Source organism: Microbacterium sp. LMI1-1-1.1, from assembly GCF_040815675.1.
GTDB lineage: Bacteria > Actinomycetota > Actinomycetes > Actinomycetales > Microbacteriaceae > Microbacterium.
The window spans coordinates 982,297-1,009,207 of the sequence record NZ_JBFPNN010000001.1 but is presented as its reverse complement, the minus strand read 5'-3'; the positions used below and the strand labels follow the sequence as shown (position 1 = coordinate 1,009,207).

The window sequence follows — 26,911 nt, the reverse complement described above, 5'->3', positions numbered from 1 at the left end:
GTGAGCGACCCCCTCTTCTCGACCGTGCTCGTCGCCAACCGCGGGGAGATCGCGCGCCGCGTGTTCCGGACGCTCCGGCGTCTCGGCATCCGTTCCGTCGCCGTCTTCACCGACGTGGATGCCGCCGCGCCCCACGTCCGCGACGCCGACCACGCCGTACGCGTGCCGTCGTACCTCGACGTCGACGCCGTGATCGCGGCGGGGGTGTCGTCGGGGGCGCAGGCCGTGCACCCGGGGTACGGCTTCCTCAGCGAGAACGCCGGCTTCGCCCGCGCGTGCGTCGCCGCGGGGATCGTGTTCGTCGGCCCGGGCGTGGAGGCGCTCGAGGTGATGGGGGACAAGATCCGGGCGAAGCAGCACGTCGCGAGGCACGGCGTCCCCACGGTGCCGGGGTTCTCGGCGGCGGGCCTGTCGGACGCGCGGATCGCGGACGAGGCCGATCGCGCCGGATATCCGCTGCTCGTGAAGCCCTCGGCGGGCGGCGGCGGCAAGGGGATGACGGTCGCCACCGGCCCGGACGACCTCGCCGACGCGCTCGCCACCGCCCGCCGCGTGGCCGCCGCCGCCTTCGGCGACGACACCCTGCTGCTGGAGCGGCTGCTCGACCGGCCGCGGCACATCGAGGTGCAGGTGCTCGCGGACGCGGACGGGACGACCGTGTCCCTCGGCGAGCGCGAGTGCACGCTGCAGCGGCGGCACCAGAAGGTGATCGAGGAGGCGCCTTCACCCGTGGTCGACGCGGCGACCCGCGCGCGCCTCGGCGACGCCGCCGTGGCCGCAGCCCGCAGCGTCGGCTACCTCGGCGCGGGCACCGTGGAGTTCCTCGTCGCCGGGGACCGGGTCGACGAGCCGTTCTTCATCGAGATGAACACGCGCCTGCAGGTCGAGCACCCCGTGACGGAGCTGGTCACCGGCATCGACCTCGTCGAGCAGCAGCTGCGCATGGCCGCGGGACTCGCCCTCGACCTGCCCGCGGTCCGCCTCGACGGGCACGCGATCGAAGCGCGCGTCTACGCCGAGAGCCCGGCCCGCGGCTACCTCCCCGCGACGGGGACCGTGAGCCGGTGGCATCCCGGTTCCGCCCGCGTCGACAGTGCCGTCGAGGCCGGCAGCGTCGTCAGCGCCCTGTACGACCCGATGATCGCCAAGGTCGTCGCCCACGGACCCGACCGCGCCACCGCCCTGGCCCGGCTCGACGCCGCGCTCGCCGAGACCGTCGTGCTCGGCGTCGACACGAACATCGCCGACCTCCGGGCGCTGCTCGCCGACCCCGCCGTGCAGGCGGGCGACCTCGACACGGGGCTGCTCGACCGGCGCGGCACGCCCGCGGTCCCGTCCCCGTCGGAGACCGCGCTCGCCGCCGTCGCGGAACGGGCGGAGAGGGATGCCGCGCCCCCCGCCGACGGCTCGGTCTGGGGTCGCGTCGGGGCCTGGCGCGCCGGCGGAGCACAGGCTCCCCGCACGGTGGTCCTGGAGGACGACGCCGGACGGATGCACGACGTCGCCCCGGGCGCCGCCGACGGCGCCGTCGTCACGGGCGGTCCGGTCGAGTACTGGGTGCACGCCGACGGCGCGGCGCACCGTCTGCGGCTGGTGTCGCGGCGGGACGCCGCCGCCCGCCGACGCGCCGCGGCCGGTCGCGCGCCGGGAGCCGTCGCCCCGGAGCTCGTCGCTCCGCTGCCGGGCACCGTCGTGGCCGTTTACGCCGCCGACGGCGCGGTCGTCGACGCGGGAGCCCGGCTGCTCACGATCGAGGCCATGAAGATGGAGCACACGGTCGTGGCCCCGCACGCCGGCATCGTGCGCGTCCGCGTCGCCGTCGGCGCCCAGGTCGCGCGCGACGCGGTCGTGGCGACCGTGACCCCCGGGGAGGTCGGGCCTCGCGATCACGTCGACGCCGCGGCATCCATCGACGTCCCTCTCCCGTCCGGGGTCCGCGATCGCGTCGCGTCCTCGGCATCCCTTCCCACCCCTTCTCTCAAGGAGACGCACCCGTGAGCATCGACAGCCAGCAGGCCTTCACCGACGACGAACGAGAGCTCGGGACGATGGTGCGGGAGTTCGCCGACGAGGTGGTCGCGCCCCGCTCCTACGAGGCGGACCGCGCGCACGAGCTCCCGCTCGACATCGTCGCCCAGATGGGCGAGCTCGGGCTGTTCGGGCTGCCCTTCCCCGAGGAGGTCGGCGGACAGGGCGGCGACTACGCGGCGCTGTGCGTGGCGATCGAGGGCATCGCGCGCGTCGACCAGTCCCTCGCGATCACCCTCGAGGCCGGTGTCGGGCTCGGAGCCATGCCGATCTACCGCTACGGCTCCCCGGCGCAGAAGGACGAGTACCTGCCCGACCTCGTCGCCGGACGCGCCCTCGCCGGGTTCGGGCTGACCGAGGCCGAGGCGGGCAGCGACGCGGGCGCCTCGCGCACGACCGCCCGTCTCGACGGGGACGAGTGGGTCGTCGACGGGTCGAAGCAGTTCATCACCAACTCCGGCACGGCGATCACCCGTTTCGTCACCGTGACGGCGGTCACCGGCCGGACCGGCGACCGGCCCGAGATCTCGACGATCATCGTGCCCAACGGCACCCCCGGCTTCACCGTGGGGCCCGCTTACGACAAGGTCGGCTGGAACGCGTCCGACACGCACCCCCTCACCTTCGACGGCGTGCGCGTGCCCGCGGCGAACCTGCTGGGCGAGCGCGGGCAGGGGTTCAAGAACTTTTTGCGCACCCTCGACGAGGGGCGCGTCGCCATCGCGGCGCTCGCGACGGGGGCGGCGGAGGGATGCCTGGAGGCGGCCGTCGACTACGCGCGCAGCCGCACCGTCTTCGGCGAGCGGCTGTCGACGCGGCAGAGCATCCAGTTCCTGCTGGCCCGCATGCACGCCCGTGTCCACACCGCGCGACTGGCGTGGGTGCACGCGGCGCGGCTGTGCGACGCCGGGAAGCCCTTCTCGGTGGAGGCCGCGGTGGCGAAGATGACCGCCAGCGACGCCGCCATGGCGAACGCGCGCGACGCGACGCAGGTGTTCGGCGGCAACGGGTTCATCAACGAGTACCCCGTCGCGCGCCACTACCGGGATTCGAAGATCCTCGAGATCGGAGAGGGGACCACCGAGGTCCAGCTCATGGTCATCTCGCGGGCGCTCGGGCTCACCGGTACCGTGGCGGCATGATCGAGCAGCGCGGCCTGTACCTGGAGGAGTTCGTCGTCGGCGAGCGGTACGCGCACCGGCCCGGGCGCACCGTCACCGACGCGGACAACGTCCTCTTCACGACGCTGACGATGAACACGCAGGCGCTGCACCTGGATGCCGCCTACGCGGCGACCCAGCCCTTCGGGCGGCCCCTCGTCAACTCGATGTGGACGCTGTCCACCCTCGTCGGCCTGTCGGTCGCGCAGCTGACGCAGGGCACGCTCGTCGCCCAGCTCGGGTTGACGGACGTGAGCTTCCCCGCCCCGCTGTTCGTCGGGGACACCCTCAGCGCGCAGACCGAGGTGGTGTCGGTCCGGCCCTCCGCCTCGCGGCCCGGGCAGGGCGTCGTCGTGCTCGCCCACACCGGCCGCTCGCAGAACGACGAGATCGTGGCCACGGCGACGCGGACGGTCCTCGTCTGGAGCGAGGGGAGAGGGCGATGAGCCGCGCAGATCCGCCGGCGCGTCGGCGACGCGGGGAGGGAGCACGATGACCCGTGCGTTCGATCTCGGGCCGGCCCTGCTGTTCGTCCCCGGGGACCGTCCCGACCGTCTCGCGAAGGCGCTGGACCGGGCGGATGCCGCCATCCTCGACCTCGAGGATGCGGTGGCCCCCGACGCGAAGGCCGCCGCGCGGGCGGCGCTGGTCGACGCCGACCCGGACCCCGACCGCCTCGTCGTGCGCGTGAACGCCCCCGGGAGCGAGGACTTCGCGCAGGACCTCGCCGCGCTGGCCGCGACCCGCGTGCGCCGGGTCATGGTCGCGAAGGCGGAGGACGTGGCATCCCTCTCCGCCCTGTCCGGGTACGAGGTGGTCGTGCTGTGCGAGACCGCTCGCGGGGTGGTCGCCGCCGAGCAGCTCGCCGCCGTTCCGCACGTCGTCGCACTGATGTGGGGGGCGGAGGATCTCGTCGCCAGCCTCGGCGGCACCGCCAGCCGCCGCGACGACGGCACCTACCGCGACGTCGCGCGCCTCGCCCGGGCACGCGTGCTGCTCGCGGCCGGGGCGGCCGGGAAGGCGGCCATCGACGCGGTGCACGTCGACATCGCCGACGTGGACGGCCTGGCGGAGGAGGCTCGGGATGCCGCGGCGTCCGGGTTCGCCGCCACCGCCTGCATCCACCCGGGTCAGGTCGAGACCATCCGTTCGGCGTACGCGCCGTCCTCCGCGGAGGTCGGATGGGCCCGTGCGGTGCTCGCCGCGGCGGAGGGGGAGGGCGGCGTGTTCCGCTTCCGGGGTCGCATGATCGACGAGCCGATCCTGCGGCACGCGCGTCGGGTGCTGCAGCGCGAGCGCTGACCCGCGCCGGCGCCGTTGCTCCCGCCACTGCCCGCCGGTAGCTCGCGCCTTCGGCCGTGACGTGGCGCGAATGTACGCGGGGGTACCCGCGCCGCGTACGTGTGCGCCACGTCAGCGCAGGGGCAGAAGGGCAGGGGGGCGCGGGGGAGAGCCCGCGAGGGGGACCGGGGTCAGGTGGCGACGCCGGCGTAGGCCAGCATCTCCCACGCCTCGTCGTCCAGGCGGAACGTCGTGACGGAGCAGTTCGGCAGGCGCTCGCCCTCGCGCGGGAATTCCCCGTCGGTCGCGTGCATGATGACCTCGCGGATCAGCGCGCCGTGCGCGACCGCGATGACGTCGGTGTCGGCGGGCGCCGCGGCGACGGCCTCGGCCAGCGCGGCCAGGGCGCGCTCGCGCACGACCGGCCACGCCTCGGCGTTCGGCACGTTCGCCGCGTGCCAGGGGCCGTACGTGGCGTAGAAGGTGGCGGCATCCATCCCTTCGGCATCGCCGTAGGAGCGCTCCTGCAGGCCGGGCAGGCGCCGCGCGACGCTCGTGCCGAGGGCCGCCGCGATGACGTCGGCCGTCTCCGCGGCGCGGGACAGGTCGCTGGAGACGACGAAGGCCGCGCGGCCGGCGTACTCCGCGGCGAGGATCTCGCCGACCTCGCGCGCCTGCGCCCGACCGGTCGCGTTCAGCGGGATGTCGGTCGAGCCCTGGATGCGACCGCCGGCGTTCCAGTCGGTCTCGCCGTGGCGGACAAGGGTGAGGATCGTCACCGTCCGAGCCTAACCCGGCGGGCTCGGCCGTCGGCCGGGCGAGGCGTCACAGGAGGGCGGGCAGGCGCGCGGCGAGCTCTTCGAGCACGTGGGTCGTGCCGCCGTCGATCTTGACGCTCGCGCGGGCGTCGGCACGGGTCTCGCCGCGGTTGACGATGACGACCGGCAATCGGCGACGGCGTGCCCGCTCGACGAGGCGGATGCCGGAATTCACCACGAGGGAGGACCCCGCCACGACGAGCGCACCCGCCGCGTGGACGAGCTGCTCGGCCTCGCGGAACTTCTCCAGCGGGATGTATTCGCCGAAGAAGACCACGTCGGGCTTGAGCGTCCCGCCGCACACCGAGCACGTCGGCACCACGAAGCCCTCGGCCGACGCCGGCGTCACGTCGCCGTCCGGGCCGAGCTCGACGTTCTCGGGCATCGTGATCCAGGGGTTGTCGGCCTCGACCCGCTCGGCCAGATCGCGCCGGTCGAACACCTGGCCGCAGTGGAGGCAGCCGACCCGGCGCATCGTGCCGTGCAGCTCGACGACGCGGTGACTGCCCGCGCGCACGTGCAGACCGTCGACGTTCTGCGTGACCACCCCGTTGGCGACGCCGGCCCGCTCCAGGGCGGCCAAGGCGCGGTGACCGCCGTTGGGCTGCGCCGCGGCGAACACACGCCACCCCAGGTGGCTGCCCACCCAGTACCGCCGCCGCGCGTCCTCGTTGGAGAGGAACTGCTGCGCCGTCATCGGCGTCCGCGTCGGCGCGCCCTTGCCGCGGTAGTCGGGGATCCCCGAGTCCGTCGAGACGCCCGCGCCGGTCAGGACCGCGACACGACGACCGGCGAGCACCTCGACGGCACGGTCGATGGATGCCTCCGTCCCGGCATCCCGTGTCGTGTCCGTCATGCGCACCTCCGTCCTGTCCGAGTGTAGATCGGGGCGTCGACGTCGAGCCCCGCGGAGGACCGCCGGGGTGTGTAAACGCTCCGGCCCGGTGGAAACGACGCGACACGGCGCTTCGCCCACGGGAGAGCGTTTACCGTCGGGCGCGAGCCGCGTGCACGAAGGAGGATGGATGCCATGGGCCCGACCCGCGGGGCGGCCGGGTCGTCGCCGGTCGCGCCGCCCATAACGATCCGATGAGCTCCACGCCCCCCATCCCCACGCTCGACGTCACCGCGATACGACGGGTGCGGCCCTGGGGCGGCGAGCCCGTCGACATCGCCCTCGCCGACGGACGCATCACCGCCGTCACCGCCCCCGCGACCTACCCGGTCGGCGCCCGCGAGTTCGACGGGCGCAACCTGCTCGCCCTGCCCGGTCTCGTGAACGCGCACGCCCATCTCGACAAGTCCTGGTGGGGGCTGCCGTGGCAGTCCTCCGGCGGTGAGCCGACGACGGAGGGCCGCATCCGTCACGAGCGGGCCGAGCGCGACGCCCTCGGCATCCCGTCGGCCGAGCGCGCGGCGCGCGTGCTGAAGGAGCTCGTCCGTCACGGCACCACCGCGATCCGCAGTCACGTCGACGTGGACACGGGGGTGGGGCTGCGCGGCATCCATGCCGTCGAGGACGCCGCCGGAGCCTACGGCGAGGCGCTGGACGTGCAGATCGTCGCATTTCCGCAGGACGGGGTGCTGCGCCGGCCCGGGGTGCTCGACCTGCTGCGCGAGGCCGCCGGACGGGACAGCGTGCGGTGGATCGGCGGGCTCGACCCGGCGACCATCGACCGCGACCCGGTCGGGCAGATCGACGCGGTCCTGGGGCTCGCAGCCGAGACGGGCGTCGGCGTCGACATCCACCTGCACGACCCCGCCGAGCTCGGGGCGTTCCAGATCGAGCTGGTGGTCGAACGCGTCGAACGGCTCGGCCTGCAGCGCCGCGTGAACATCGCGCACGGGTTCGCCGTCGCGCAGCTCGAGCCCGCGCGGCGTCGCGACCTGCTGTCCGCGATGGGGGCCGCGGGGGTCACGATGACCACCGTCGCCCCGCTGCGCCTGCCGCAGCTGCCCCTCGGCGAGCTGGAGGAGGCCGGGATCGATTTCGGGTTCGGCACCGACGGCATCCGGGACCTCTGGAGCCCCTACGGCACTGGTGACACGCTCGGCATCGCGTGGCAGTACGCGCGGGCTGGGGGACTCGTGCGCGACGACGACCTGCTGCGGGTCGTGCAGCGGGCGACGAGCGCCGCGGGCTGGGCCGTCGGACGCGAGGTGCACGACCTCGTCGCCGGTGCCCGCGCCGACATCGTCCTGCTCGATGCGGAGAACGCGATGGACGCGCTCGTCCGCCAGCCGGAGCGCGCGCTCGTGGTCGGCGGCGGGCGGGTGCTGCACGTCGCCTGAATCCGGGGGAGGGATGCCGCGGGCGTCCTGTTCTGCGTGAAGGGTGCGTCGTGCGCGGGGGTCGGCGTCTCGCGGACCGGTCGGCTGGCAGAGTGGAGGGATGCCCCTCATCCCCGTGGACTCCGCCGCCGACCCGCGCCTGGCCGACTACCGCGACCTGACCGACGTGTCGCTGCGCCGCGTCGCCGAACCGGCCGGCGGCCTCTACATCGCCGAGTCGTCGAAGGTGCTTGACCGGGCGCTGCGCGCGGGACACCGTCCCCGCTCGGTGCTGGTGCAGGAGAAGTTCGTCGACGACGCGGTGGCGCTCGTCGGAGTCGATGTCGACGTCTTCGTCGTGGCGTCCGAGGTGGCCGAGGGGGTCACCGGGTACACGGTGCACCGGGGGCTGTTGGCATCCATGCACCGTCCGGCGCTCGCGTCCGTCGACGACGTCGTCGCCGGGGCGCGGCTCGTCGTGGTGCTCGAGGACATCGTCGACCACACCAACGTCGGCGCCGCGTTCCGGTCGGCCGCCGCGCTCGGCGCCGACGCCGTGCTCGTCACCCCGCGCTGCGCCGACCCGCTCTACCGGCGCAGCGTGCGCGTGTCGATGGGCACCGTCTTCCAGGTGCCGTGGACGCGTCTGCCCGAATGGTCGTCGGCCGCTCCGCTGCTCCGTGACGCCGGACTGCACCTGGCAGCGCTCGCCCTCTCGGACGACGCCGTGCCGCTCGACGCCTTCTCGGCGGCCGGGCACGAGCGCGTCGCCCTGCTGCTCGGGGCCGAGGGCGACGGGCTGAGCCGCGGGGCGCTGGCCGCGGCCGACACGGTCGTCACGATCCCGATGGCCGGGGGAGTGGACTCGCTCAACGTCGCCGCCGCCAGCGCGGTCGCGCTGTGGGAGCTGGGGCGCGCGCAGCGCTGAGCGCGCGGGGTACGGCGGGCGATCGCCGAGCCGGCGCGGGGATCGGGCCGTGCCGTCAGTCGCGCAAAGGCGATCCGGCCACGTCGAAGCGGAACCCGCCGAACTCGCCGTTCAGCAGCGGCCGGGCCTCGGCGATGGCGGCGCGGACGTCCGGGTGCTCCAGCGACGCGCGATGCGCGTCGGCATCTCGCCACACCTCGACGACGAACACCGTGTCGGGCGTCTCGTTCGTGCCCACCTCGTACAGCTGACAGCCCAGCTCGCGCAGGGCGTCGTTCCGGCGGACCAGGATGCCGACGAGCTCCTCCCGTCGGCCCGGTTCGGTGCCGAGCGTGCCGGCGTTCACGAAGGGCACGTCACACCTCCGTGCCGTGCGGGCGGCGGGCGTCGGGGCCGGCGGCATCCGGTCCGGGCGCCAGGGTGACGACCGGCAGCGGCTCCGGACGCTTCGCGACGACGTGGTCGCCCGAGGACTGGTGGCGCAGTCGGCGCAGCACCCATGGCACGAGGTACGACCGGGCCCAGACGAGGTCCTTCTCGCGCGCGGCGCGCCAGTTCATGAGCGGGAGCGCCTGCGGCTGCATCGGCTGCAGGTCGTTCGGCACATTCAAGGCACGGAGGACCATGCGGGCGACCTCGTGATGACCGAGCGCGTTGTAGTGCAGGCGGTCGTCGTCGAAGAAGCGCATGTCCTGCACCTCTTTGAGGCCCCACTGGTCCGCGACGACGCAGTCGTACCGGTCCGCGATGGCGCGGATGTTCTCGTTGTAGATCGCGACCTTGCCCCGGATGCCGCGGAACACCGGCGTGAACTCGGTGTCGATCGCCGTGAAGACGACGACCGTGGCGCCCTGGCCGCGCAGCCGTACGACCGCGTCCTCGAACTGCTGCGCCACCGCGTCGGGGTCGGTGCCGGGGCGGATGACGTCGTTGCCGCCGGCGGAGAACGTGATGAGGTCGGGGTGGAGGGCGAGGGCCGGCTCGATCTGGTCCGCCACGATCTGACCGATGAGCTTGCCGCGGACGGCGAGGTTCGCGTAGGCGAAGTCCTCGACCTGGGCCGCAAGGACCTCCGCGACGCGGTCGGCCCAGCCGCGGTGCCCGCCCTCGGGCAGCGGGTCGCCGATCCCCTCGGTGAAGGAGTCGCCGAGCGCGACGTATCGTCGCCAGGGGTGCGGGCCGGGGTTGTCCGACGCGGCGGCGGCCGTGTCGTCGGGCCGGGCGGGCGCGGTGCTGTTCTGCGGAGTGCGGGGCGAGTGCGGATCGAGTGTCATCGAAACCTCCGTCCCCAGGCTAACCCCGCCCCCCGACACGGCAAGGGCGGCGGGGGTGGGAGCCGTGGCATCCGTCCGCCCCCATCCCTCTGCCGATAAACGCTCGCTGCACCGAGAAACGGTCGCACCCGGCGTTCCTCGGTGCAGACGGCGTTTCTCGCGGGCGGCGCCGGTCGGACGGGGTGGTGGCCGCACACCCCCGGGGCGCGGGCGTCGCCGCCGTGACCTATCGTGGATGTTCGCGCTCGCGAGGGATGGAGGTTCGATGCTGGAAGACGAGATACGCACCACACCCCTCGCATCGGCCGACGCCCTGGCCGACCGTCCCGTCGCACCCGTGCACGGCGCCCCCGCCGACGCGACCGCCCCCGTCGCCGATCAGCCGGCCCCGGGCGCCGTCCCCGAGGGCGACCTCGGCTCCGAGACGCACTTCGGCTCCTTCGCCGCCGAGCATCTGTCGCCGTCGTTCCCGCAGCGCGCGCCCTGGGGAACGGCCCAGCGCCTGCGCGCGTGGCAGGCCGAGGCGCTCGACCTGTACTTCGGCCTCGACGGACCCGACGGCGAGGGCAAGGGTCCCCGTGACTTCCTCGCCGCCGCGACCCCCGGCGCCGGAAAGACGACGTTCGCCCTCCGCCTCGCGTCCGAGCTCATGCGCCGTCGGGTCGTCGACCGCATCGTCGTCGTCGCCCCGACCGAGCACCTCAAGACCCAGTGGGCCGAGGCTGCGGCCCGGGTCGGCATCCGTCTCGACCCGTACTTCTCCAACCGGCACGCCACGCCGTCCCGGCAGTACCACGGCGTCGCGGTCACGTACGCCCAGGTCGCGGTCAAGGCCGACGTCCACCAGCGCCTGACGATGGATGCCAGGACCCTCGTCATCCTCGACGAGGTCCACCACGGCGGCGATGCGCTGAGCTGGGGCGACGCGCTCCGCGAGGCGTACAGCCGCGCCACCCGCCGCCTGCTGCTCTCGGGGACGCCGTTCCGCAGCGACACCGCGCCCATTCCGTTCGTGGAATACCACCCGAACGAGAAGGGCATCCGCCTCTCGCGCACCGACTACGCCTACGGCTACCGGCGCGCCCTCGACGACGGCGTCGTCCGCCCCGTCTTCTTCCTCGTCTACGCCGGCCAGATGCGCTGGCGGACCAAGGCCGGCGAGGAGATGGAGGCACAGCTCGGGCAGGACAACACGAAGGACATCACCTCCCAGGCCTGGCGCACCGCGCTCGACCCGAACGGCGACTGGATCCCCGCCGTCCTCCGCTCCGCCGACCGCCGCCTCACCGAGGTGCGCGAGACGGTCCCGGATGCCGGCGGCCTCGTCATCGCGACCGACCAGACGGCCGCCCGGGCATACGCCGCCATCCTCGAGGACATCTCCGGCGAGAAGGTCACCGTCGTCCTCTCCGACGAGGCGGAGGCGTCCGGCCGCATCGAGACGTTCTCGAAGGGGACGAGCCGCTGGATGGTGGCGGTCCGCATGGTGTCCGAGGGCGTGGACGTCCCGCGCCTCGCCGTCGGCGTGTACGCCACAAGCGCGTCGACCCCGCTGTTCTTCGCCCAGGCCATCGGCCGTTTCGTCCGCGCCCGCCGTCGCGGCGAGACCGCGAGCGTCTTCCTCCCCAACGTCCCGCAGCTGCTCGCCCTCGCCGGCGAGATGGAGGCGCAGCGCGACCACGCCCTCGACCGCGACAGCGACGCGGACGACCAGTGGAACGCCGAAGAGGACATGATGGATGCCGCCGAGCGCGAGGACAAGGCGTCCGACGCGCTCGAGCAGGAGTTCGAGTATCAAGCGCTCGGCTCGCTCGCCCATTTCGACCGCGTGATGTTCGACGGGCAGGAGTTCGGTCAGCTCGCCGTGCCCGGGACGGTCGAGGAGGAGGAGTTCCTCGGCATCCCGGGTCTCCTCGAGCCCGAGCAGGTGCACGAGGTGCTCATGTCGCGGGCGACCCGGCAGTCGCGCCACCGCTCCACCCGCGAGGCCAACGAGAAGGCCGCGGGGCAGGAGCCGCCGACGGTGGACGAGGGTGGCCTGCCGCAGCCGCTGCACCGCACCCTGAAGGAGCAGCGGCAGCTGCTGAACAGCATGGTCGGGCTCTACGCCCGGCAGAGCGGCGAGGCCCACGGGCTCGTTCACGCGGAGCTGCGGCGGATCTGCGGCGGCCCGGCCGTCTCGCACGCCACCGTGGCGCAGCTGCAGGCGCGCATCGAGGTGCTGCGCAAGCGCGTCCACTCCTGACGCGCGCGCGTTCGTTCGTGTCGCGCGCGTTCGCCCCGCGCGTTCGTTCGTGTCGCGGGCACTCTGCAGGGCCGGTGGTGCGGGTGGGCACGGATGGGGCGGGAGTGGCGCGGGCCTGTGGGTCGGTCCTGCAGTGTGCGCGGGCAATGGCCGGCGACGCGCGCGCGACGCCCGCGACGGCCGGCGCGAACCCGCGGTCCGCCGTCCGTTTCGCGCGCCCGAAACACTGGCATCCGGCGTCCGAGATCCGCGGGAAGACGCGGTTCGGAGGCCCGAAATGCTGTCAGTATCGGCCGACGCGCCCGGACGCCGGGGTGCGCCTCATTACGGTGGGGGGCGACCTGAAGGAGAACCGTGACGACCCTCGCCACACCGACCGCCCGCGACCGCCGTCGCTGGGCCCGCTACCTCGTCGACGAGCGCGCCGAGGCCCGCGTGTATCGCGAGCTCGCGTCCCGGCGTACGGGGGAGGAGCGGGCCATCCTGCTCGAGCTCGCCGAGGCGGAGGGACGCCACGAGGACCACTGGCTCGACCTCCTCGGCGACACCCCGCAGCGCCTGCCGCATGCCGGTGTCCGCACGACGCTGCTCGCGTGGATGGCGCGCCGCTTCGGGTCGATCTTCGTCCTCGCACTGGCGCAGAACGCCGAGGCCCGGTCGCCGTACGCCGACGAGCCGTACGCGACCCCCGCGATGGCCGCCGACGAGCGGGTGCACCACGAGGTGGTGCGCGGTCTCGCCGCCCGCGGTCGACGGCGCCTGTCCGGAACCTTCCGCGCCGCCGTGTTCGGCGCGAACGACGGGCTGGTCTCCAACCTCGCCCTCGTCATGGGCATCGGCGCGACCGGCGTCGCCCCGGGCTTCGTGCTGTTCAGCGGCATCGCGGGCCTGCTCGCCGGCGCGCTGTCGATGGGCGCGGGCGAGTTCGTCTCGGTGCGGTCCCAGCGCGAGCTGCTCGAGGCCACCGAGGAGAGCGACTACGCCGACTCCGCCCTCCCGCACCTGGACCTGGATGCCAACGAGCTCGCCCTCGTCTACCGCACACGGGGGATGGACGCGGATGCCGCCCTCGACAAGGCCCGCGAGGTCGTCACGGCGGCGCAGGCCGGCAGTGCGCCCGTCGGCGCCGCGCCGGGGGAGTCCGCGGACGACGTCGTCGGGAGCGCGTGGGGTGCGGCCCTGTCGAGCTTCCTGTTCTTCGCGTCGGGCGCGATCATCCCGGTCCTGCCGTGGCTGCTCGGGCTGTCCGGCGTCGTCGCGGTCGTCCTCGCGCTCGCCCTCGTCGGCGTCGCGCTCCTGGCCACCGGCGCGATGGTCGGCCTGCTGTCGGGCGCGTCCCCGCTCAAGCGCGGACTGCGGCAGCTCGCCATCGGCTTCGGGGCCGCCGCCGTGACCTACGTGCTCGGACTGCTGTTCGGGGTGTCCGCGGCCTGAGCCGGTGGCATCCCTCCGCCCCTCGCGCCGGTGCCGGGCGCGACCGCGATCGTCCGCCTGCGCACCGGCGCCGCGCTTCAGCCCAGGCTGGCCATCACCCGCGCGGCTTCCCGCACCGCGGTGTCGTTCTTGCGCCCGGCGCGCGAGCCGCCGAGCTTCGCGGCGATGTGCTCGCTGACGGTCACCGGCTCGTACAGGGCGGGGGCCTCGCGCGAGACGAAGTGCGGCAGCGGCGCGATGACGGCGTCGGCGTTGCCGTCGTGGAAGAACGCGGCCGACCGTCGCCGCTCGATCGTGCCGTCGATGACGGGCGGCTTGACCCGGTGCAGCGTCGACATCCACTTGTCGTTCGTGAGGCGCGCCGCGACGTCGCCCAGGTTGACGAGCAGGGCCCCGTCGGCGGGGGAGACGTCGTTCCACGACCCGTCCTGTCCGAGCACCTGCAGGCCCTTCACCTGATCCGCCCACAGCGCCGTCACGAGCCCGAAGTCGGTGTGCTCGCCCATGCCGGTCAGCTCGCCGTCGAGCTCGATGGTCCCGGGCGGCAGCGCGTAGTTGTTCATGCGCAGAACGTCGATCGAGTGGTCGGTCACCCCGTCGAAGAAGTCCTCCGGCACGCGCAGGGCCGCGGCGAAGATGCGGGTCAGGGTGTGCGCCACGCGGCGCGCCTCGTCGTAGTAGGTGCGGACGGCCGGCTCGAACAGTGCGGTCTCGGCGGGCCAGGTGTTCTCGGCGTAGTCCGCGGGGGTCGCGGTGCTGCCGGGATACTCCGCGGCCGACGTCCCCACGTTGAACGCCTCGAAGAAGTCGTTCATCCGCGTGACCGGGTCCACGCCGAGGCTGTAGCTGAGGGACTCGCTCTTCGGCGGGCTGTACCCGCGGTTCTCCCCGGAGGGGCGCACGTACGCTTTCTTGGCGGCCAACGGCAACGCGAAGAACTCGTCGAGCCCGGCCTCGAAGTCGGAGATCACGGCATCCGGGATGCCATGACCCTTGATCTGCATGAAGCCGACGGTGCGGCACGCGTGGTCGACGGCGGCGACGACGGCGGCGCGCGAATCGGGCGAGCCGCGGCCGACCCAGGCCGAGATGTCGATCGTGGGCACCTGGAAGCGAGGCATGGGGATCCGTTCTGCGAGGGACGCCTCGACGCTACGGCCGCCGTGTCACGCCGGTGTTACCCCGGGGTCACGTACAAAACCAGAAAGACCCCCGGGCGAACCCGGGGGTCTTTCTCATCTGTGCGCGAGGGGGGACTTTCCCCACCGCCCCTCCACCCGCTGCTGCGCGGCGCGCGGAGCCTCTCGGGCGGCGTGGGCCCAACCCCGCGAGGGTTCAATGTCCTCCCGCCCGGGCACACAACGACGAAGGCCCCCGGATGAACCGGGGGCCTTCGTCGTTCTGTGCGCGAGGGGGGACTTGAACCCCCACGCCCTATACGGGCACTAGCACCTCAAGCTAGCGCGTCTACCTATTCCGCCACCCGCGCATCTGGGTGTCGGCGCTTTCGCAACCGAGGAACGACTTTACCACGCTCTGGACCCGCCCTCGAATCGGCGGCGCCCGCCGGGCGCGTCTCGGGGCGACACCTGCCGGGCGCGGGCCATCGGCGCGGGTACCGTAGTCCGCATGTCCACGCCCGGAACCGACATCCCCGAGGTGGCCCGCGTCGCGGCCGACCTCATCCGCTTCGACACGTCGAACTACGGCGGGGGGCGCTCCGAGGGCGAACGAGAGGCCGCCGAGTACGTCGGCGCGTACCTGGAACAGCTCGGTCTGAAGCCCGAGTACTACGAGCCCATCCCGCGTCGCACGAACGTCAGCGCGCGCATCCCCGGCCGCAACCGGGACAAGCCGGCGCTCATCCTCCACGGCCACCTCGACGTCGTCCCGGCCGTCGCCGAGGACTGGAGCGTCGACCCGTTCGCGGGGGAGATCCGCGACGGCATCCTGTGGGGACGCGGAGCGGTCGACATGAAGAACATGGATGCCATGATCCTCACGGCCGCCGCGGACCTGCTGCGGGCGGGGGAGCAGCCCGAACGCGACATCATCGTCACGTTCTTCGCGGACGAGGAGAACGGCGGCGTCGAAGGATCGGCCCTCGTCATCAAGGACCGCCCGGAGTGGTTCGCCGGGGCGACCGAGGCGATCAGCGAGGTCGGCGGCTACTCCATCGCCGTGGGCGACCGCCGCGCCTATCTGCTGCAGGTCGGCGAGAAGGCGCTCATCTGGATCAAGCTCGTCGCACGCGGCCGCGCCGGGCACGGCAGCCGCCTCCACCCCGACAACGCCGTCACCGCGCTGTCGGAGGCCGTCGCCGCGCTCGGCCGCACCGAGTGGCCGGTCCGCTTGACCGACACGACCACCCAGCTGCTGGCGGGACTCGCCGAGCTGACGGGTGATGACGCGGGTGATCCGGACGCGCTCGCGGACCGCACCGGACCCGCCGCCGCCTTCGTGCGTTCGACGCTGCGGACCACCACGAACCCGACCGGGCTGACCGCCGGCTACAAGCACAACGTCATCCCCGACCGCGCCGAGGCGCTCGTCGACGTGCGCGTCCTACCGGGCACCGAGGATGCGGCGCTGGCCGACATCCGGCGCATCGTCGGGCCCGCCGTGGAGGTGGAGATCGTGCACCAGGACATCGGTCTCGAGGTGCCCTTCGGCGGCGACCTCGTCGACGCGATGGTCGCGCAGCTCGGCCGCCACGACCCGGGCGTCCCCGTCATCCCGTACCTCCTCGGCGGCGGCACGGACAACAAGGCCCTCTCCTCCCTCGGAATCTCCGGTTACGGGTTCGCGCCGTTGCGACTCCCGTCCGACCTCGACTTCACCGGTATGTTCCACGGTGTCGATGAGCGCGTCCCCGTCGACGCACTCGAGTTCGGTCGTCGAGTCCTCGCCGACCTCATCCGGACGTACTGAAGGACCATATGCACATCTTCGAGGTCATCATCCTCGGGCTCGTCCAGGGCCTGACCGAGTTCCTCCCCATCTCCTCCAGCGCGCACCTGCGCATCGTGGGCGAGATCCTTCCCTCGGCGACGGACCCGGGCGCGACGTTCACCGCGATCACCCAGATCGGCACCGAGATCGCGGTGCTCCTGTTCTTCTGGCGCACCATCGTGCGCATCATCACGCGGTGGGCGCAGTCGCTGAGCGGCAAGGTCCCGCGCAACGACCCCGACGCCCGTATGGGCTGGCTGATCATCATCGGGACCATCCCGATCGGCCTGCTGGGATTCGCGTTCCAGAGCGTGATCCGCGACACGTTCCGCAACCTGTGGCTGGTGGCGATCGTGCTGATCGTCTTCGGCATCATCCTCGGCATCGCCGACCGCTACGGGCGCCGCACGCGGGAGCTGAAGGACATCACGTACCCGCACGGCCTCGCGTACGGCGCGGCGCAGTCCCTCGCGCTGATCCCCGGCGTCTCCCGCTCGGGTGCGACCACGACGATGGGCCTCGCCCTCGGCTACACGCGCACCGCGGCCGCCGAGTACGCGTTCCTCCTCGCCGTGCCCGCGGTCTTCGCGAGCGGCCTGTACGAGCTGTACCAGAGCTTCGAGGAGCCGAGCGGACCGTACACCCTCGGCGAGACGGCCATCGCGACCGTGGTCGCCTTCGTCGTCGGCTACGCCGTGATCGCGTACCTGATGCGCTACCTGAAGCGCGGCAGCTTCCTGCCGTTCGTGATCTACCGGGTGCTCCTCGGCGCGGTGCTCATCGTCCTGCTGTCCGTGGGCGTGCTCCAGCCGTACTGATCCGGACACGACACGACGGCGCCGTCCCTTCGGGGGCGGCGCCGTCGTCGTTCCCGTGCCCGTTCCTGCATCGCGCGATGAACGCTGTTGGCGCCGAGAAACGCGGGGTGCGCGCGTTCATGAGCGCAGAAAGCGTTCATCGCCGGGCGTCGGCCGCGGACCACCGGTCACGCGCAGCAGCGCAGCGCTCAGCGTCGCGGCGGGTCGTCGCGTCCGGGCTTGGCCGGACCTTCACCACCGCGGCGCAGGTACCGTTCGAACTCCTGCGCGATGGCATCCCCCGACGCCTCCGGCGAGTCCCACGTGTCGCGGGTCTGCTCCAGCTGGCGGATGTAATCGCTCATCTCCTCGTCGTCGGCCGCGGCCGCGTCGATGGAGGCCTCCCAGGCGGCGGCCTCGGCGGAGAGCTCCCCGCGCGGCACGTCCATGCCCGTGATCGTCTCGAGGCGGTCGAGCAGGGCCAGCGTCGCCTTGGGCGACGGGGTGTGACCCGCGACGTAGTGCGGAACGCTCGCCCAGAGGCTGGCGGTCGGGATGCCGACGCCCTCGGCCGCGTGACCGATCGCGCTCAGGATGCCGACCGGCCCCTCGTACATGCTCTTCTCGAGTCCGAGGGACTGGCGCACGCCGTCGTTGTCACTCCCGGCGAAGACGGAGATGGGGCGCGTGTGCGGCACGTCGGACATCATCGAGCCGAGAGCGACGAAGCCGGTGACGTCCTCGCGCAGCGCGACGTCGATGAACTCGGCCGAGAACGCCTGCCAGGCGCGCGCGGGCTCGACGCCCACGAGCAGCCAGAACTCGTTGTCGGAGCGTTCGACCGGCCGCAGCAGCGTCGCCTCGGGCCAGGTGAGCGTCCGTCGGCCCTCGGCGTCGAGGCCGATCTGCGGGCGCGTGTACTGGTAGTCGAAGTACAGCTCCGGATCCACCGTGTGGACGACCTCGTAGCCCCGATCGGCACGCAGGAGCGCCGCAGCGGCGGACGCCGCCTCTCCGGCGTCGTTCCACCCATCGAATGCGGCGACGATGATCCGGCGACCCAGTGCGTCCACACGACCTCCTCTGCCCGGTCCGGGCTGACTTCCAGGATAGGCGCATGCGGCGCACGGCGGCTGGAGCGGGCTGCCCGGCGCGCTCCCGCCCGGGCCGGGGCGGGCGGGCGGGGGAAAAGGATGGGCGCTCGATACGATGGAACGATGACCACTCCCGTTCCCGCCGCCGTCCTGTGGGACATGGATGGCACCCTCGTCGACACGGAGCCCTACTGGATGGCGGCCGAGAAGCCGCTGGTGGAGAGCTTCGGCGGCACCTGGTCGCACGCGCAGGCCCTCGGCATGGTCGGCCTCGCGCTCGAGGACTCGGCGGCGCTGCTGCAGAACGCCGGCGTCCGGATGAGCGTCGACGAGATCATCGCCCACCTCACGGACGAGGTGCTCCGTCAGCTCGCCACGACCGGTGTCCCGTTCCGTCCCGGCGCCCGTGAGCTGCTGGCAGACCTGCGCCGCGCGGGAGTGAAGACCGGGCTCGTGACGATGTCGATGCGGCGCATGGCCCTGTCGGTGGTCGACCTCATCGACTTCCCCGCCTTCGACGTCGTCGTCGCCGGGGACGACGTGGAGCGCCCGAAGCCGTTCCCCGACCCCTACCTGCAGGCGGCTGCCGCGCTCGGCGTCGACATCGCCGACACCGTCGCCATCGAGGACTCGCCGAACGGCCTGCGGTCGGCGATCGCCAGCGGTGCCGTGTCCCTCGGCATCCCGCTCATGGTGTCGCTCGACGAGGTCGGCGCCCACGCCCTGTGGCCCACGCTCGAGGGCCGCACCGCCGACGACCTGGCCGTGCTGCACGCCGCGCACGCCGCCGCCCCCACCCGCTTGGAGACCCGATGAGCGAGACCCCCCACCTGAGCGGCCCCTTCCGGGTCGGCGATCGCGTGCAGCTCACCGGCCCGAAGGGCCGCCTGCACACGATCACGCTCCGCGAGAACGGCGAGCTGCACACCCACAACGGCGTCCTCAAGCACGAGATCCTCGTGGGCGAGCCCGACGGCAGCGTCGTCACTAACAGCTCCGGCCACGAGTACCTGGCCCTCCGCCCGCTGCTGCGCGACTTCGTCATGTCGATGCCGCGCGGCGCCGCGATCGTCTACCCGAAGGACGCGGCGCAGATCCTCGCCGCGGCCGACATCTTCCCCGGTGCCACCGTCGTCGAGGCCGGCGTCGGCTCGGGCGCCCTGTCGCTGTGGCTGCTGCGCGCGATCGGCCCGTCCGGCCGCCTCGTGTCGTTCGAGCGCCGCGAGGAGTTCGCCGACGTCGCCCGCGCCAACGTGGAGACCTTCCTCGGGACCACGCCGCCGACGTGGGACGTCGTCGTGGGCGACCTGGTCGAGAGCCTCCCCGACGCGGTCGCGCCCGCCTCGGTGGACCGCGTCGTGCTCGACATGCTCGCCCCCTGGGAATGCATCGACGTCGCGGCCGACGCCCTCACGCCGGGCGGCGTCGTCCTCTGCTACGTCGCCACGGCCACGCAGCTGAGCCGGGTGGCGGAGTACATCCGCAACACGGGTCTCTTCACGGACCCGGATGCCTCGGAGACCATGGTCCGCGGGTGGCACGTCGAGGGCCTCGCGGTCCGACCCGACCACCGCATGGTGGCGCACACCGGCTTCCTCCTGACCGCCCGTCGTCTCGCGCCCGGCGCCGTCCCGCCCGAGGTCAAGCGGCGCGCGTCGAAGTCGAGCTACGGCGACGAGGACGTCGAGCTGTGGACGCCCGGCGCGGTCGGCGACCGCGAGATCACGGACAAGAACCTCCGCAAGCGCATCCGGGAGGCGCAGAAGGCCGCCGCGGGCGTCAAGCAGTCCGCCGACGCCGCGACCGGAGCGGCGGAGCCCGCGGATCCGACCGCCTAAACTGTTCCGGTGCGCAGACTCCCCGCCTTCGTCGCCGTGACCGCCCTGGCCGGATTCGGCCTGGTCGGCTGCTCGGCATCCGCCGCCTCCTCGTGCCCCGCTCCGACCTCCGATGCGCGGCTCGACGACCTCGTCACGGTGTCGGGCGACTTCGGCGAGATCCCCGACGTCGAGCTGCGCACGCCGTTCGTCGCCGAGGACCGCTCCGTCGAGACGGTCATCCAGGGCGACGGCACGCGCATCACCGAGGCGGACCAGACGGTCCTGCTCGACCTCACCGTCTACAACGGCGAGACGGGGGAGCGCATCGTCAGCTCCCGCTACGACGGCAACACGCAGAACGCGCAGCCCCTCTCGGTGTGGGACCAGACGTTCCCCGACTTCTCCGGCGCGCTGCTGTGCGCGACCGAGGGTTCGCGTCTCGTCGTCTCGCTTCCCTACGACAGCGTCGGCGAGCAGGCCGCGACCGGTCTCGGCATCCCCGCGGGCGGCTCGGCCGTGGTCGTGGCCGACGTGCGTCGCGCCTACCTGGCCGCCGCCGACGGCGCCGACCAGTTCACCTCCGGCTTCGGTCTGCCCTCCGTGGTCCGTGCGCCCGACGGTCAGCCGGGCGTGACCATCCCCGACGGCGACGCGCCGTCCGACGTGGTCGTCCAGACGCTGAAGAAGGGCGACGGCGCGGAGGTCACCGCAGACGCGATCACCCGCATCCACGTGCTCGGCGTCGGCTGGACCGATCGCCGCCAGTTCGTCTCGACGTGGGACACCGCCCCCGTGGCCGTGCAGCCCTCGCAGCTGCCGGAGTCCGTGGCATCCGCCCTCGAAGGCCAGACGGTCGGTTCGCAGGTGCTGGTCGTCGTCCCCGCGGACGACACGACCGAGGAGCAGTCGGCGTTCCGCGCTCCGGCCGACACCGCACTGGTGTTCGTCATCGACGTGCTGGGCGTCGACGACTGAGTCCCACCCCGCACCTAGGATGGGCGGGTGCCCCCCAGATCACCTCGCAACGCTCCTGAGGAGCGGCTGGTCAATCTCGTGGTCGCGCTCATGGCGACCGAGCAGGGGCTGACGAAGGACACGATCCTGTCGTCCGTCGCGGGGTATCGCGAGCAGTTCGAAGCCGGGGCGTCCAAGGACGCGCTCGAGAAGATGTTCGAGCGCGACAAGGAGAACCTGCGGGGTCTCGGCGTGCCCATCGAGACGATCGGCGACCGCGCCGATCCGGACGACCTGCGAGAGGCGCGGTACCGCGTCCCGACCGCCGAGTACGCCCTCCCGGAGGACATCGCGTTCACCCCGGCCGAGATCGCCCTCCTGAACATCGCGGGCAGCGTCTGGGGCAGCGAGTCGCTGTCGGCCGACGCGCGGAGCGGTCTGCGCAAGATCCGAGCCCTCGGCATCCCGGTGGACGAGCCGATCATCGGCTACGCGCCCCGCATCAGCCTGCGCGAGGCGTCGTTCCCGGTGCTGCAGCGGGCGATCGAGCAGGGGCGCGTCGTCCGTTTCGCCTATCTGCGGCCCGGGTCCGCCCACCCGCGAGAGCGTCGTGTGCGTCCGCTGGCCCTCGTCGAGTACGAGGCCCGGTGGCACGTGTTCGGGCATGACCTGAACCTGGATGCCGACCGCACCTTCCTCCTCTCCCGGATCGTCGGCGATGTCGCGGTGACGCGCGAGTCGTTCGACCCTGCCCTGCGCGACGGCGCCGGGGAACGCGCGCTGGCGGGCCTGCGGGCGGTCGCGGACCGGCAGCGCGCGCTGCTCGAGGTCCACCCCGGCACCGAGGCGGCGCTCCGGCTCGCCCGGCGGGCCACGCCGGCGGAACAGGGGATCGTCGTGCCCTACGTCGACCTGCACGTGTTCGCCGACGAGCTGGCCTCGTACGGGCCGGAGGTCCGCGTGGTGGCGCCCGACGATCTGCGCGACGCGGTCGTCGCCCGGCTCGAGGCGACGCTCGCCCTCCACAGCGGAGGTGCCCGATGAGCATGGACCGTCCGCTGCCCGCCCTCGACCGGGCGGCCCTGCTGCTGCAGCTCGTGCCGTACCTCATCGGCAAGGGCGAGGTGTCCGTCGCCGAGGCCGCCGACGACTTCGACGTCAGCCCGGCGCAGATGCGCGCGATGGTGGAGCGCCTGACGGTCATCGGCCTGCCGGGCGAGGCCGGGTACTGGCAGCTGCCGAACGAGCTGTTCGACATCGACTGGGACCTCCTCGACCGCGAGGAGATCATCGCGATCACCAACACCGTCGGCCTGGAGCGCAGCCCGCGTCTGACCGCCCGCGAGGCGGCGGCGCTGCTGGCCGGGCTGCAGCTGGCCCGCACCCTTCCGGGTGTCGGCGACAACGAGCTCGTCACGGGTCTGCTGGCCAAGCTCGCCCGCGGGGCCTCGGCGACGCCGGCGGCCGTGATCGTCGCCCCCGGACCGGTCGACGGGGTCCGCGACGTGGTCGACCGCGCGCTGCGCGCCCACGTCGCCGTGACCTTCACGTACCGGGCTCCGGACGCCGGTCCCACCACGCGGACCGTCGACCCGATCAAGGTGCACATCGCCAACGGGCAGTGGTACCTGCAGGGCTGGTGCCACACGCGTCAGGCCGTGCGGACCTTCCACCTCGACCGCGTCAGCGACCCGACGCTCACGGACATCCCGGCCCTCCACGGGGCCGACCCGGTGCCCGAGCTGTTCGCCCCGAGCGACGACGACGCGCCCACGCGGTTCCGCTTCCCGTCGACTGTCGCCCCGCTCATCGGCGACTACCTCGCCCGTGCCGAGATCGAGACCGACGGGGAGACGTCCACGGCGACGCTGTGGCTCGCCGACGAGCACGGCCTCAAGCGCCTCGCGGCGCGCCGCGGCGGCGAGGTCGAGGTCCTCGAGCCGACCGGCGCCCGACAGGCGGCGGCGGCGTGGGCCGCGGCCGGGCTCGAGCAGTACCGCGCCCAGGGCTGAGCCGCCCGGGCCCGAGGCTGTGGGGCTGTGGGGCTGTGGGGCGTGGGGGTGTGAGGTTGCAGGGGCTGTGGGGCGTGGCATCCCTCGTCCGTCACGTGGGGTGACGTGGGCCTCAGGGGTCCTGCGGATTGGCCGGTGTGCGGGCCTGTGCGAGCCCGGGAGCGGGCCGTGGGGGTGCGAGGCTGCAGGGGCGGTGGGGCGTGGCATCCCTCGTCCGTCACGTGGGGTGACCGGGGCACCGGCGGTCCTGCAGAAGACGAGCGCGGTGGCTGGGGGACGGCTATGAGAGCAGCCGTTCCGATGACCGGATGCCGCGGGGAGGTGGCAGAATGGAGGTCCCCGCATTGCTGCGCTTCCCGGCGCGGTCCCGCCCTTGCATCACAGGTACGCTTCAGCGCGCCGGAAAAGGACCAGCAGTGGGACGCCTCATCTACCGCGACCGTGCGTCGTTCGACATCGACGACCGCATCCTCGCCCACCTCCGCATCGTCATCATGAACAAGCTGCGCCGCAACGAGGGTTTCATGCTCCAGGTGCCCGTCAACGAGGGGGTCCGGCAGGCGAGCCTGTGGATCCACGCGTCGAACGCCCTGGTCCTGCAGTTCTACGGCGGCCGCGAACCGGCCATCGACCGCGAGCTCATCGACCAGATGATGCACGACGCCAGCGGCGCCGACGGCCTGACGCTCACCGCAGCGGGCATCGCCCCGGTGCCCGTGCCGACGCACGCCCGGCGCTGAGCCCGGCCGTTCGCACCGAGAAACGCCCGCTGCACCGAGAAACGCCCTCACCCGGCGTTTCTCAGGGCAGCGGGCGTTCCTCGTCGGGGGCGGAAGGGCGGATGGATGCCGCGAGCACGGCGTTCCGTCCGGCGATGACCCGCCGAAGGTAGGGAACCAGCAGCAGACGTTCGACCGCCTTCCCGAGAACGGGTGAGGCCAACTCGATGGTGTCCGTCATGGTCGTGCCGCCCGATGGGCTCGGCTCGAACCGGTGTTCGTGACGGAATCGGCGGAATGGGCCGCGGGTCTGCTCGTCCACGAACCGTTCGGGCGGAGTCATTTCGACGATGCGGGCCGTCATCGTGAACCACACGCCGAAGTGACGGGCGCGGAAGGTGACTTCCTCGCCGAGCCTGATGAGGCCCGTGGTCACCCCGCCGATGGCGCTCTCCCCGGAGGGGGTCATGGATGCCACGTGCGCTCCGATGTTTCGGGCCAGGTCGAACACCGCCGCGGGCGGTGCGTCGATGTCCGTGACGAGGGTGAATCGGGATGCCATGACCTCATCCTCCCGTGGCCGTGGAGAGGTCGGGACACCTCCCACGCGGAGCCGGACCGCGGGGCTGCTCAACAGGACTCGCGGAGCGCGCGGCGCATGGCGCGCAGCGACGAGAAGCCCGCGGCCGTCGCCGCCTCGTGCGGGCTCATCAGCGCCTCCGCCAGCAGGCGCTCGGCCAGGCTCGCACGGTGGCGGCGCAGCTCCGCGCCGATGCTCGTGCCGTGCGCGCCGAAGACGCGCGTGAGGTACTGCCGCGACACGTGCATCCCCTCGGCGACCGACGACGCCGTCACCGTAGGGCTGTGCCCCCACGTCTCGATGTAGGTGCGCGCATCCTCGAACAGACGCTGGGGAGGGCGCGCGCCGAAGGAGGGCGTCGCGTTCTCCGCGACCAGCAGCTCCACGGTGGCGGCCAGCATCTTGCGCAGCGGTTCCGTGACGACGGCCCGCGGGGAGCCCTCGGCGTTCAGGATGACGTTCGCGAGGGAGCTGAGGGCGGCGGGGGCCACGGCGGATTCGGTGCCGGGGACGAAACGTGGCGACCCGGAGAGCACGGACGGCGGTCGCGCCAGAGACAGCTCGATCCGTGCAGTGGGTGTGTCGCCATGGATGGATCGAAGACCGCCAGCGGTGTAGAGCAATGCGTCATTCACCGCCAGGGGGAGTGGTTCATCGTCCGCGAAGACGGTGACCCCGCCGTCGACGAGCAGCATGACGGCCACCCGGTCCTGACGGGGTAGCGCGAGCGCCGGACTCCGTTCGAGGTCGAGCGGCGTGTGCCACAACCGCCGGACGATGAACGCCTCGGTCACCATCTCGTCCGACACGATCCCCACCTCGAGCAGCGCACCCGTCGGCGGCGCGGCCACCCAGCCCCGTCCTCTCAGCCACTCGAGAGCGGCACGTCCATCCAGCTGGTACCTGCGTCTCCGTGGTTGCACCGCATCACGCACCGGGGCCCTTCACGTCGCGACGGAGCGCATCTCCGCCCACGTTCGTCCTCGTCAGAGGAAACACCTCCGACCGGGAACGTACACACGTCAAAGCCTGTCGACGCCCGCCACCCGGTGCCGCAAACGCAAATCACCAGCCGTCGGTCGATGTGACAACCCGCAGGTCAGACGCGACACGTCGATGTCGGAGGGCGGCGGCGATGTCGGGAGTGTGGATGCCACCTGCCCCCAACACGAAAGGCTCATTCATGACCCCTTCCCTCAACCGTGACGGCATCTTCGTCGACGACGACGGCGTCAAGCGCCGGACCATCCTCGCCGGAGCGGCCTGGTCGATCCCCGTCATCTCCGTCGTCACGGCGGCGCCCGCGTTCGCCGCGACGACCGACCTCAAGCTCGCGTTCGACAAGTCGTCATACTCCGGCGAGGGCTGCAAGACCATCACCGGCGTGAAGGTCACCGCGACCCGCAACGGCGTCGCGGCGGCCGGAGAGTCGGTCACGGTGACTCTCGCGGACGGCTATACGTTCTCCGACGGCTCGACCAGCTACACGGCTACGACCGGGTCCGACGGCTCGATCTCGCTGCCGGACATCAAGGTGCCGGGGAGGGGTGGGAACAGCACGTTCTCCGCGACGAGTGGAAGTGCGTCAACGAACGCCACGGTGAGCGGCAAGCCGACCGGGCAGGTCTATGCGAGTGACGGGAGCCTCTATGGCACCGATCAGCCGAATAGTTTCACCAGTATCCAGACGACTGGGAAGACGGTCTGGGCAATGGACTCCGATAAGAACGTCTGGTACGTCAACTCGTACGACGGCAAGTGGACAAAGGTGACTAACGCCACCGATGTAACTCAATACTCGGTCAACGGCGGGGGCGCTACCTATCTCAAGGGCGGCAAGGTCTACAACAGCGAGGGGTCGCTCTATGGCACTGATCAGCCCGGGACCTTCAGCAAGATCCAGACCGATGGAAAAACGGTCTGGGCTATCGATTCGGACAGTACCCTTTGGAGTGTCGACTCCTATGATGGGAAATGGTCGAAGGTCACGGGTGGGACCAATATCTCGGCGTATTCCCTCAATGGCGGCGGCGGGAATTATCTGAAAGATAAGAAAGTCTACTCGAGCGACGGTCAGCTCTACGGCAAGACTCAACCGGGGACTTTCACAAGCATTCAGACAGACGGCGCGACGGTGTGGGCCGTGGATTCCGACAACACCGTTTGGAGCGTCGGTTCCTATGATGGCACGTGGGCGAAGGTCAAGAATGCCACCAGTGTCTCGGGCTACTCCGTGAATGGGGGTGGGGCAAACTTCCTGACAGCGAATAAGGTTTACTCCGGCGACGGGGAGCTTTACGGGAAGAGCCAGCCCGGTACCTTCACGAGCATTCAAACCGACGGCAAGACCGTGTGGGCGATCGATTCGGACAAGACCATCTGGACCGTGAACTCTTACGACGGCACGTGGGCCAAGGTGAAGAATGCCACAAACGTCTCCGGCTTCTCGCTCGATGGCGGTGGTGCCGCCTTCCTCAAGCCCGCCTGTTCATAATCACGTCACTCTCAGGTCCCGGGCCGGCGATCCGTTTGGCCCGGGACCTT

Annotated in this window: 25 protein-coding genes and 1 tRNA gene; 17 read left to right on the top strand and 9 right to left on the bottom strand. The window is 72.2% G+C overall.

The window, feature by feature from the left end; genetic code table 11:
• Genes MRBLMI1_RS04720 through MRBLMI1_RS04705 form a run of 4 tightly spaced genes read left to right on the top strand, consistent with a single transcriptional unit; the run spans window position 1 to window position 4,490 of the window.
• The gene (locus MRBLMI1_RS04720) at window positions 1-1,998 is read left to right on the top strand and encodes an acetyl/propionyl/methylcrotonyl-CoA carboxylase subunit alpha (protein WP_367726999.1); all 1,998 of its coding nucleotides are present in this window, start codon (window positions 1-3) and stop codon (window positions 1,996-1,998) included.
• On the top strand, window positions 1,995-3,170 hold the full coding sequence (locus MRBLMI1_RS04715; protein ID WP_367726998.1) for an acyl-CoA dehydrogenase family protein: 1,176 nt from the start codon (window positions 1,995-1,997) through the stop codon (window positions 3,168-3,170). The genes MRBLMI1_RS04720 and MRBLMI1_RS04715 overlap by 4 nt, the downstream gene beginning before the upstream one ends.
• Window positions 3,167-3,634, top strand: a complete 468-nt coding sequence (locus tag MRBLMI1_RS04710; RefSeq protein ID WP_367726997.1) for a MaoC family dehydratase — start codon at window positions 3,167-3,169, stop codon at window positions 3,632-3,634. Before MRBLMI1_RS04715 ends, MRBLMI1_RS04710 begins: the two co-directional genes overlap by 4 nt.
• Window positions 3,635-3,680: 46 nt before the next feature.
• On the top strand, window positions 3,681-4,490 hold the full coding sequence (locus tag MRBLMI1_RS04705) for an HpcH/HpaI aldolase/citrate lyase family protein (protein ID WP_367726996.1): 810 nt from the start codon (window positions 3,681-3,683) through the stop codon (window positions 4,488-4,490).
• 170 nt (window positions 4,491-4,660) lie between these two features.
• Here MRBLMI1_RS04705 and MRBLMI1_RS04700 read toward each other — a convergent pair whose 3' ends face one another.
• A complete protein-coding gene (locus MRBLMI1_RS04700) occupies window positions 4,661-5,248 on the bottom strand; it encodes a histidine phosphatase family protein (RefSeq protein WP_367726995.1) in 588 nt (195 codons plus the stop codon).
• A 46-nt stretch (window positions 5,249-5,294) separates the two neighbouring features.
• Complete coding sequence (locus MRBLMI1_RS04695) at window positions 5,295-6,143, bottom strand: Sir2 family NAD-dependent protein deacetylase (protein ID WP_367726994.1); 849 nt, start codon at window positions 6,141-6,143, stop codon at window positions 5,295-5,297.
• 233 nt (window positions 6,144-6,376) lie between these two features.
• Between MRBLMI1_RS04695 and MRBLMI1_RS04690 the strand changes: the two genes are divergently transcribed.
• Together MRBLMI1_RS04690 and MRBLMI1_RS04685 are read left to right on the top strand one after the other, a co-directional pair.
• On the top strand, window positions 6,377-7,579 hold the full coding sequence (locus MRBLMI1_RS04690; protein ID WP_367726993.1) for an amidohydrolase family protein: 1,203 nt from the start codon (window positions 6,377-6,379) through the stop codon (window positions 7,577-7,579).
• 100 nt (window positions 7,580-7,679) lie between these two features.
• Window positions 7,680-8,486, top strand: coding sequence for a TrmH family RNA methyltransferase (locus tag MRBLMI1_RS04685; protein ID WP_367726992.1), 807 nt, complete (start codon window positions 7,680-7,682; stop codon window positions 8,484-8,486).
• Window positions 8,487-8,541: 55 nt separating this feature from the next.
• Here the strand turns inward: MRBLMI1_RS04685 and MRBLMI1_RS04680 are convergent, their stop codons facing one another.
• Window positions 8,542-8,841: a putative quinol monooxygenase gene (locus MRBLMI1_RS04680; protein WP_367726991.1), complete on the bottom strand. Its 300-nt coding sequence runs from the start codon at window positions 8,839-8,841 to the stop codon at window positions 8,542-8,544.
• Window position 8,842: 1 nt separating this feature from the next.
• Entirely contained in the window at window positions 8,843-9,760 is a 918-nt protein-coding gene (locus MRBLMI1_RS04675) for an SGNH/GDSL hydrolase family protein (RefSeq protein WP_367726990.1), read from the bottom strand.
• 265 nt (window positions 9,761-10,025) lie between these two features.
• Between MRBLMI1_RS04675 and MRBLMI1_RS04670 the strand changes: the two genes are divergently transcribed.
• Window positions 10,026-12,005 (top strand): DEAD/DEAH box helicase, encoded by a 1,980-nt coding sequence (locus MRBLMI1_RS04670; protein WP_367726989.1) that lies wholly within the window; start codon window positions 10,026-10,028, stop codon window positions 12,003-12,005.
• A gap of 354 nt (window positions 12,006-12,359) precedes the next feature.
• A complete protein-coding gene (locus MRBLMI1_RS04665; RefSeq protein WP_367726988.1) occupies window positions 12,360-13,439 on the top strand; it encodes a VIT1/CCC1 transporter family protein in 1,080 nt (359 codons plus the stop codon).
• 77 nt (window positions 13,440-13,516) lie between these two features.
• Here MRBLMI1_RS04665 and MRBLMI1_RS04660 read toward each other — a convergent pair whose 3' ends face one another.
• Both MRBLMI1_RS04660 and MRBLMI1_RS04655 read right to left on the bottom strand, forming a co-directional pair.
• Window positions 13,517-14,560, bottom strand: coding sequence for an isopenicillin N synthase family dioxygenase (locus MRBLMI1_RS04660; RefSeq protein WP_367726987.1), 1,044 nt, complete (start codon window positions 14,558-14,560; stop codon window positions 13,517-13,519).
• A 283-nt stretch (window positions 14,561-14,843) separates the two neighbouring features.
• Window positions 14,844-14,928, bottom strand: a tRNA-Leu gene (locus MRBLMI1_RS04655).
• A gap of 140 nt (window positions 14,929-15,068) precedes the next feature.
• On the opposite strand from MRBLMI1_RS04655, the gene MRBLMI1_RS04650 reads away from it, so the two are divergent.
• A complete protein-coding gene (locus MRBLMI1_RS04650; RefSeq protein WP_367726986.1) occupies window positions 15,069-16,370 on the top strand; it encodes a M20/M25/M40 family metallo-hydrolase in 1,302 nt (433 codons plus the stop codon).
• Between the two features lie 8 nt (window positions 16,371-16,378).
• Window positions 16,379-17,209, top strand: coding sequence for an undecaprenyl-diphosphate phosphatase (locus MRBLMI1_RS04645; RefSeq protein ID WP_367726985.1), 831 nt, complete (start codon window positions 16,379-16,381; stop codon window positions 17,207-17,209).
• Between the two features lie 188 nt (window positions 17,210-17,397).
• Here the strand turns inward: MRBLMI1_RS04645 and MRBLMI1_RS04640 are convergent, their stop codons facing one another.
• Entirely contained in the window at window positions 17,398-18,261 is an 864-nt protein-coding gene (locus MRBLMI1_RS04640) for a PAC2 family protein (RefSeq protein ID WP_367726984.1), read from the bottom strand.
• A 144-nt stretch (window positions 18,262-18,405) separates the two neighbouring features.
• Between MRBLMI1_RS04640 and MRBLMI1_RS04635 the strand changes: the two genes are divergently transcribed.
• From MRBLMI1_RS04635 to MRBLMI1_RS04610, 6 genes are all read left to right on the top strand, one after another.
• Window positions 18,406-19,098 (top strand): HAD family hydrolase, encoded by a 693-nt coding sequence (locus tag MRBLMI1_RS04635; RefSeq protein ID WP_367726983.1) that lies wholly within the window; start codon window positions 18,406-18,408, stop codon window positions 19,096-19,098.
• Entirely contained in the window at window positions 19,095-20,120 is a 1,026-nt protein-coding gene (locus MRBLMI1_RS04630; protein ID WP_367726982.1) for a tRNA (adenine-N1)-methyltransferase, read from the top strand. The genes MRBLMI1_RS04635 and MRBLMI1_RS04630 overlap by 4 nt, the downstream gene beginning before the upstream one ends.
• 9 nt (window positions 20,121-20,129) lie before the next feature.
• Complete coding sequence (locus MRBLMI1_RS04625; RefSeq protein WP_367726981.1) at window positions 20,130-21,077, top strand: FKBP-type peptidyl-prolyl cis-trans isomerase; 948 nt, start codon at window positions 20,130-20,132, stop codon at window positions 21,075-21,077.
• Window positions 21,078-21,167: 90 nt separating this feature from the next.
• Window positions 21,168-22,100 carry a helix-turn-helix transcriptional regulator gene (locus tag MRBLMI1_RS04620; RefSeq protein WP_414685805.1) on the top strand — a complete coding sequence of 311 codons (933 nt, stop codon included), beginning with the start codon at window positions 21,168-21,170 and terminating at the stop codon, window positions 22,098-22,100.
• Window positions 22,097-23,068: a helix-turn-helix transcriptional regulator gene (locus MRBLMI1_RS04615; protein ID WP_367726978.1), complete on the top strand. Its 972-nt coding sequence runs from the start codon at window positions 22,097-22,099 to the stop codon at window positions 23,066-23,068. The genes MRBLMI1_RS04620 and MRBLMI1_RS04615 overlap by 4 nt, the downstream gene beginning before the upstream one ends.
• A 416-nt stretch (window positions 23,069-23,484) precedes the next feature.
• The gene (locus MRBLMI1_RS04610) at window positions 23,485-23,808 is read left to right on the top strand and encodes an ATP-dependent DNA ligase (RefSeq protein WP_367726977.1); all 324 of its coding nucleotides are present in this window, start codon (window positions 23,485-23,487) and stop codon (window positions 23,806-23,808) included.
• Between the two features lie 61 nt (window positions 23,809-23,869).
• On the opposite strand, the gene MRBLMI1_RS04605 is transcribed toward MRBLMI1_RS04610, so the two are convergent.
• A complete protein-coding gene (locus MRBLMI1_RS04605) occupies window positions 23,870-24,349 on the bottom strand; it encodes an SRPBCC family protein (protein ID WP_367726976.1) in 480 nt (159 codons plus the stop codon).
• A gap of 68 nt (window positions 24,350-24,417) precedes the next feature.
• On the bottom strand, window positions 24,418-25,218 hold the full coding sequence (locus tag MRBLMI1_RS04600; RefSeq protein WP_367726975.1) for a helix-turn-helix domain-containing protein: 801 nt from the start codon (window positions 25,216-25,218) through the stop codon (window positions 24,418-24,420).
• A gap of 332 nt (window positions 25,219-25,550) precedes the next feature.
• Between MRBLMI1_RS04600 and MRBLMI1_RS04595 the strand changes: the two genes are divergently transcribed.
• Window positions 25,551-26,861, top strand: coding sequence for a hypothetical protein (locus tag MRBLMI1_RS04595; protein WP_367726974.1), 1,311 nt, complete (start codon window positions 25,551-25,553; stop codon window positions 26,859-26,861).
• Window positions 26,862-26,911: the final 50 nt, after the last annotated feature.

Bases quoted from the DNA above. Each gene is read 5' to 3' on its own strand.
- MRBLMI1_RS04710 (WP_367726997.1), top strand. From the start codon at position 3,167: ATGATCGAGCAGCGCGGCCTGTACCTGGAGGAGTTCGTCGTCGGCGAG.
- MRBLMI1_RS04705 (WP_367726996.1), top strand. From the start codon at position 3,681: ATGACCCGTGCGTTCGATCTCGGGCCGGCCCTGCTGTTCGTCCCCGGG.
- MRBLMI1_RS04695 (WP_367726994.1), bottom strand. From the start codon at position 6,143: ATGACGGACACGACACGGGATGCCGGGACGGAGGCATCCATCGACCGT.
- MRBLMI1_RS04690 (WP_367726993.1), top strand. From the start codon at position 6,377: ATGAGCTCCACGCCCCCCATCCCCACGCTCGACGTCACCGCGATACGA.
- MRBLMI1_RS04685 (WP_367726992.1), top strand. From the start codon at position 7,680: ATGCCCCTCATCCCCGTGGACTCCGCCGCCGACCCGCGCCTGGCCGAC.
- MRBLMI1_RS04675 (WP_367726990.1), bottom strand. From the start codon at position 9,760: ATGACACTCGATCCGCACTCGCCCCGCACTCCGCAGAACAGCACCGCG.
- MRBLMI1_RS04670 (WP_367726989.1), top strand. From the start codon at position 10,026: ATGCTGGAAGACGAGATACGCACCACACCCCTCGCATCGGCCGACGCC.
- MRBLMI1_RS04660 (WP_367726987.1), bottom strand. From the start codon at position 14,560: ATGCCTCGCTTCCAGGTGCCCACGATCGACATCTCGGCCTGGGTCGGC.
- MRBLMI1_RS04650 (WP_367726986.1), top strand. From the start codon at position 15,069: ATGTCCACGCCCGGAACCGACATCCCCGAGGTGGCCCGCGTCGCGGCC.
- MRBLMI1_RS04645 (WP_367726985.1), top strand. From the start codon at position 16,379: ATGCACATCTTCGAGGTCATCATCCTCGGGCTCGTCCAGGGCCTGACC.
- MRBLMI1_RS04635 (WP_367726983.1), top strand. From the start codon at position 18,406: ATGACCACTCCCGTTCCCGCCGCCGTCCTGTGGGACATGGATGGCACC.
- MRBLMI1_RS04630 (WP_367726982.1), top strand. From the start codon at position 19,095: ATGAGCGAGACCCCCCACCTGAGCGGCCCCTTCCGGGTCGGCGATCGC.
- MRBLMI1_RS04620 (WP_414685805.1), top strand. From the start codon at position 21,168: ATGGCGACCGAGCAGGGGCTGACGAAGGACACGATCCTGTCGTCCGTC.
- MRBLMI1_RS04615 (WP_367726978.1), top strand. From the start codon at position 22,097: ATGAGCATGGACCGTCCGCTGCCCGCCCTCGACCGGGCGGCCCTGCTG.
- MRBLMI1_RS04605 (WP_367726976.1), bottom strand. From the start codon at position 24,349: ATGGCATCCCGATTCACCCTCGTCACGGACATCGACGCACCGCCCGCG.
- MRBLMI1_RS04595 (WP_367726974.1), top strand. From the start codon at position 25,551: ATGACCCCTTCCCTCAACCGTGACGGCATCTTCGTCGACGACGACGGC.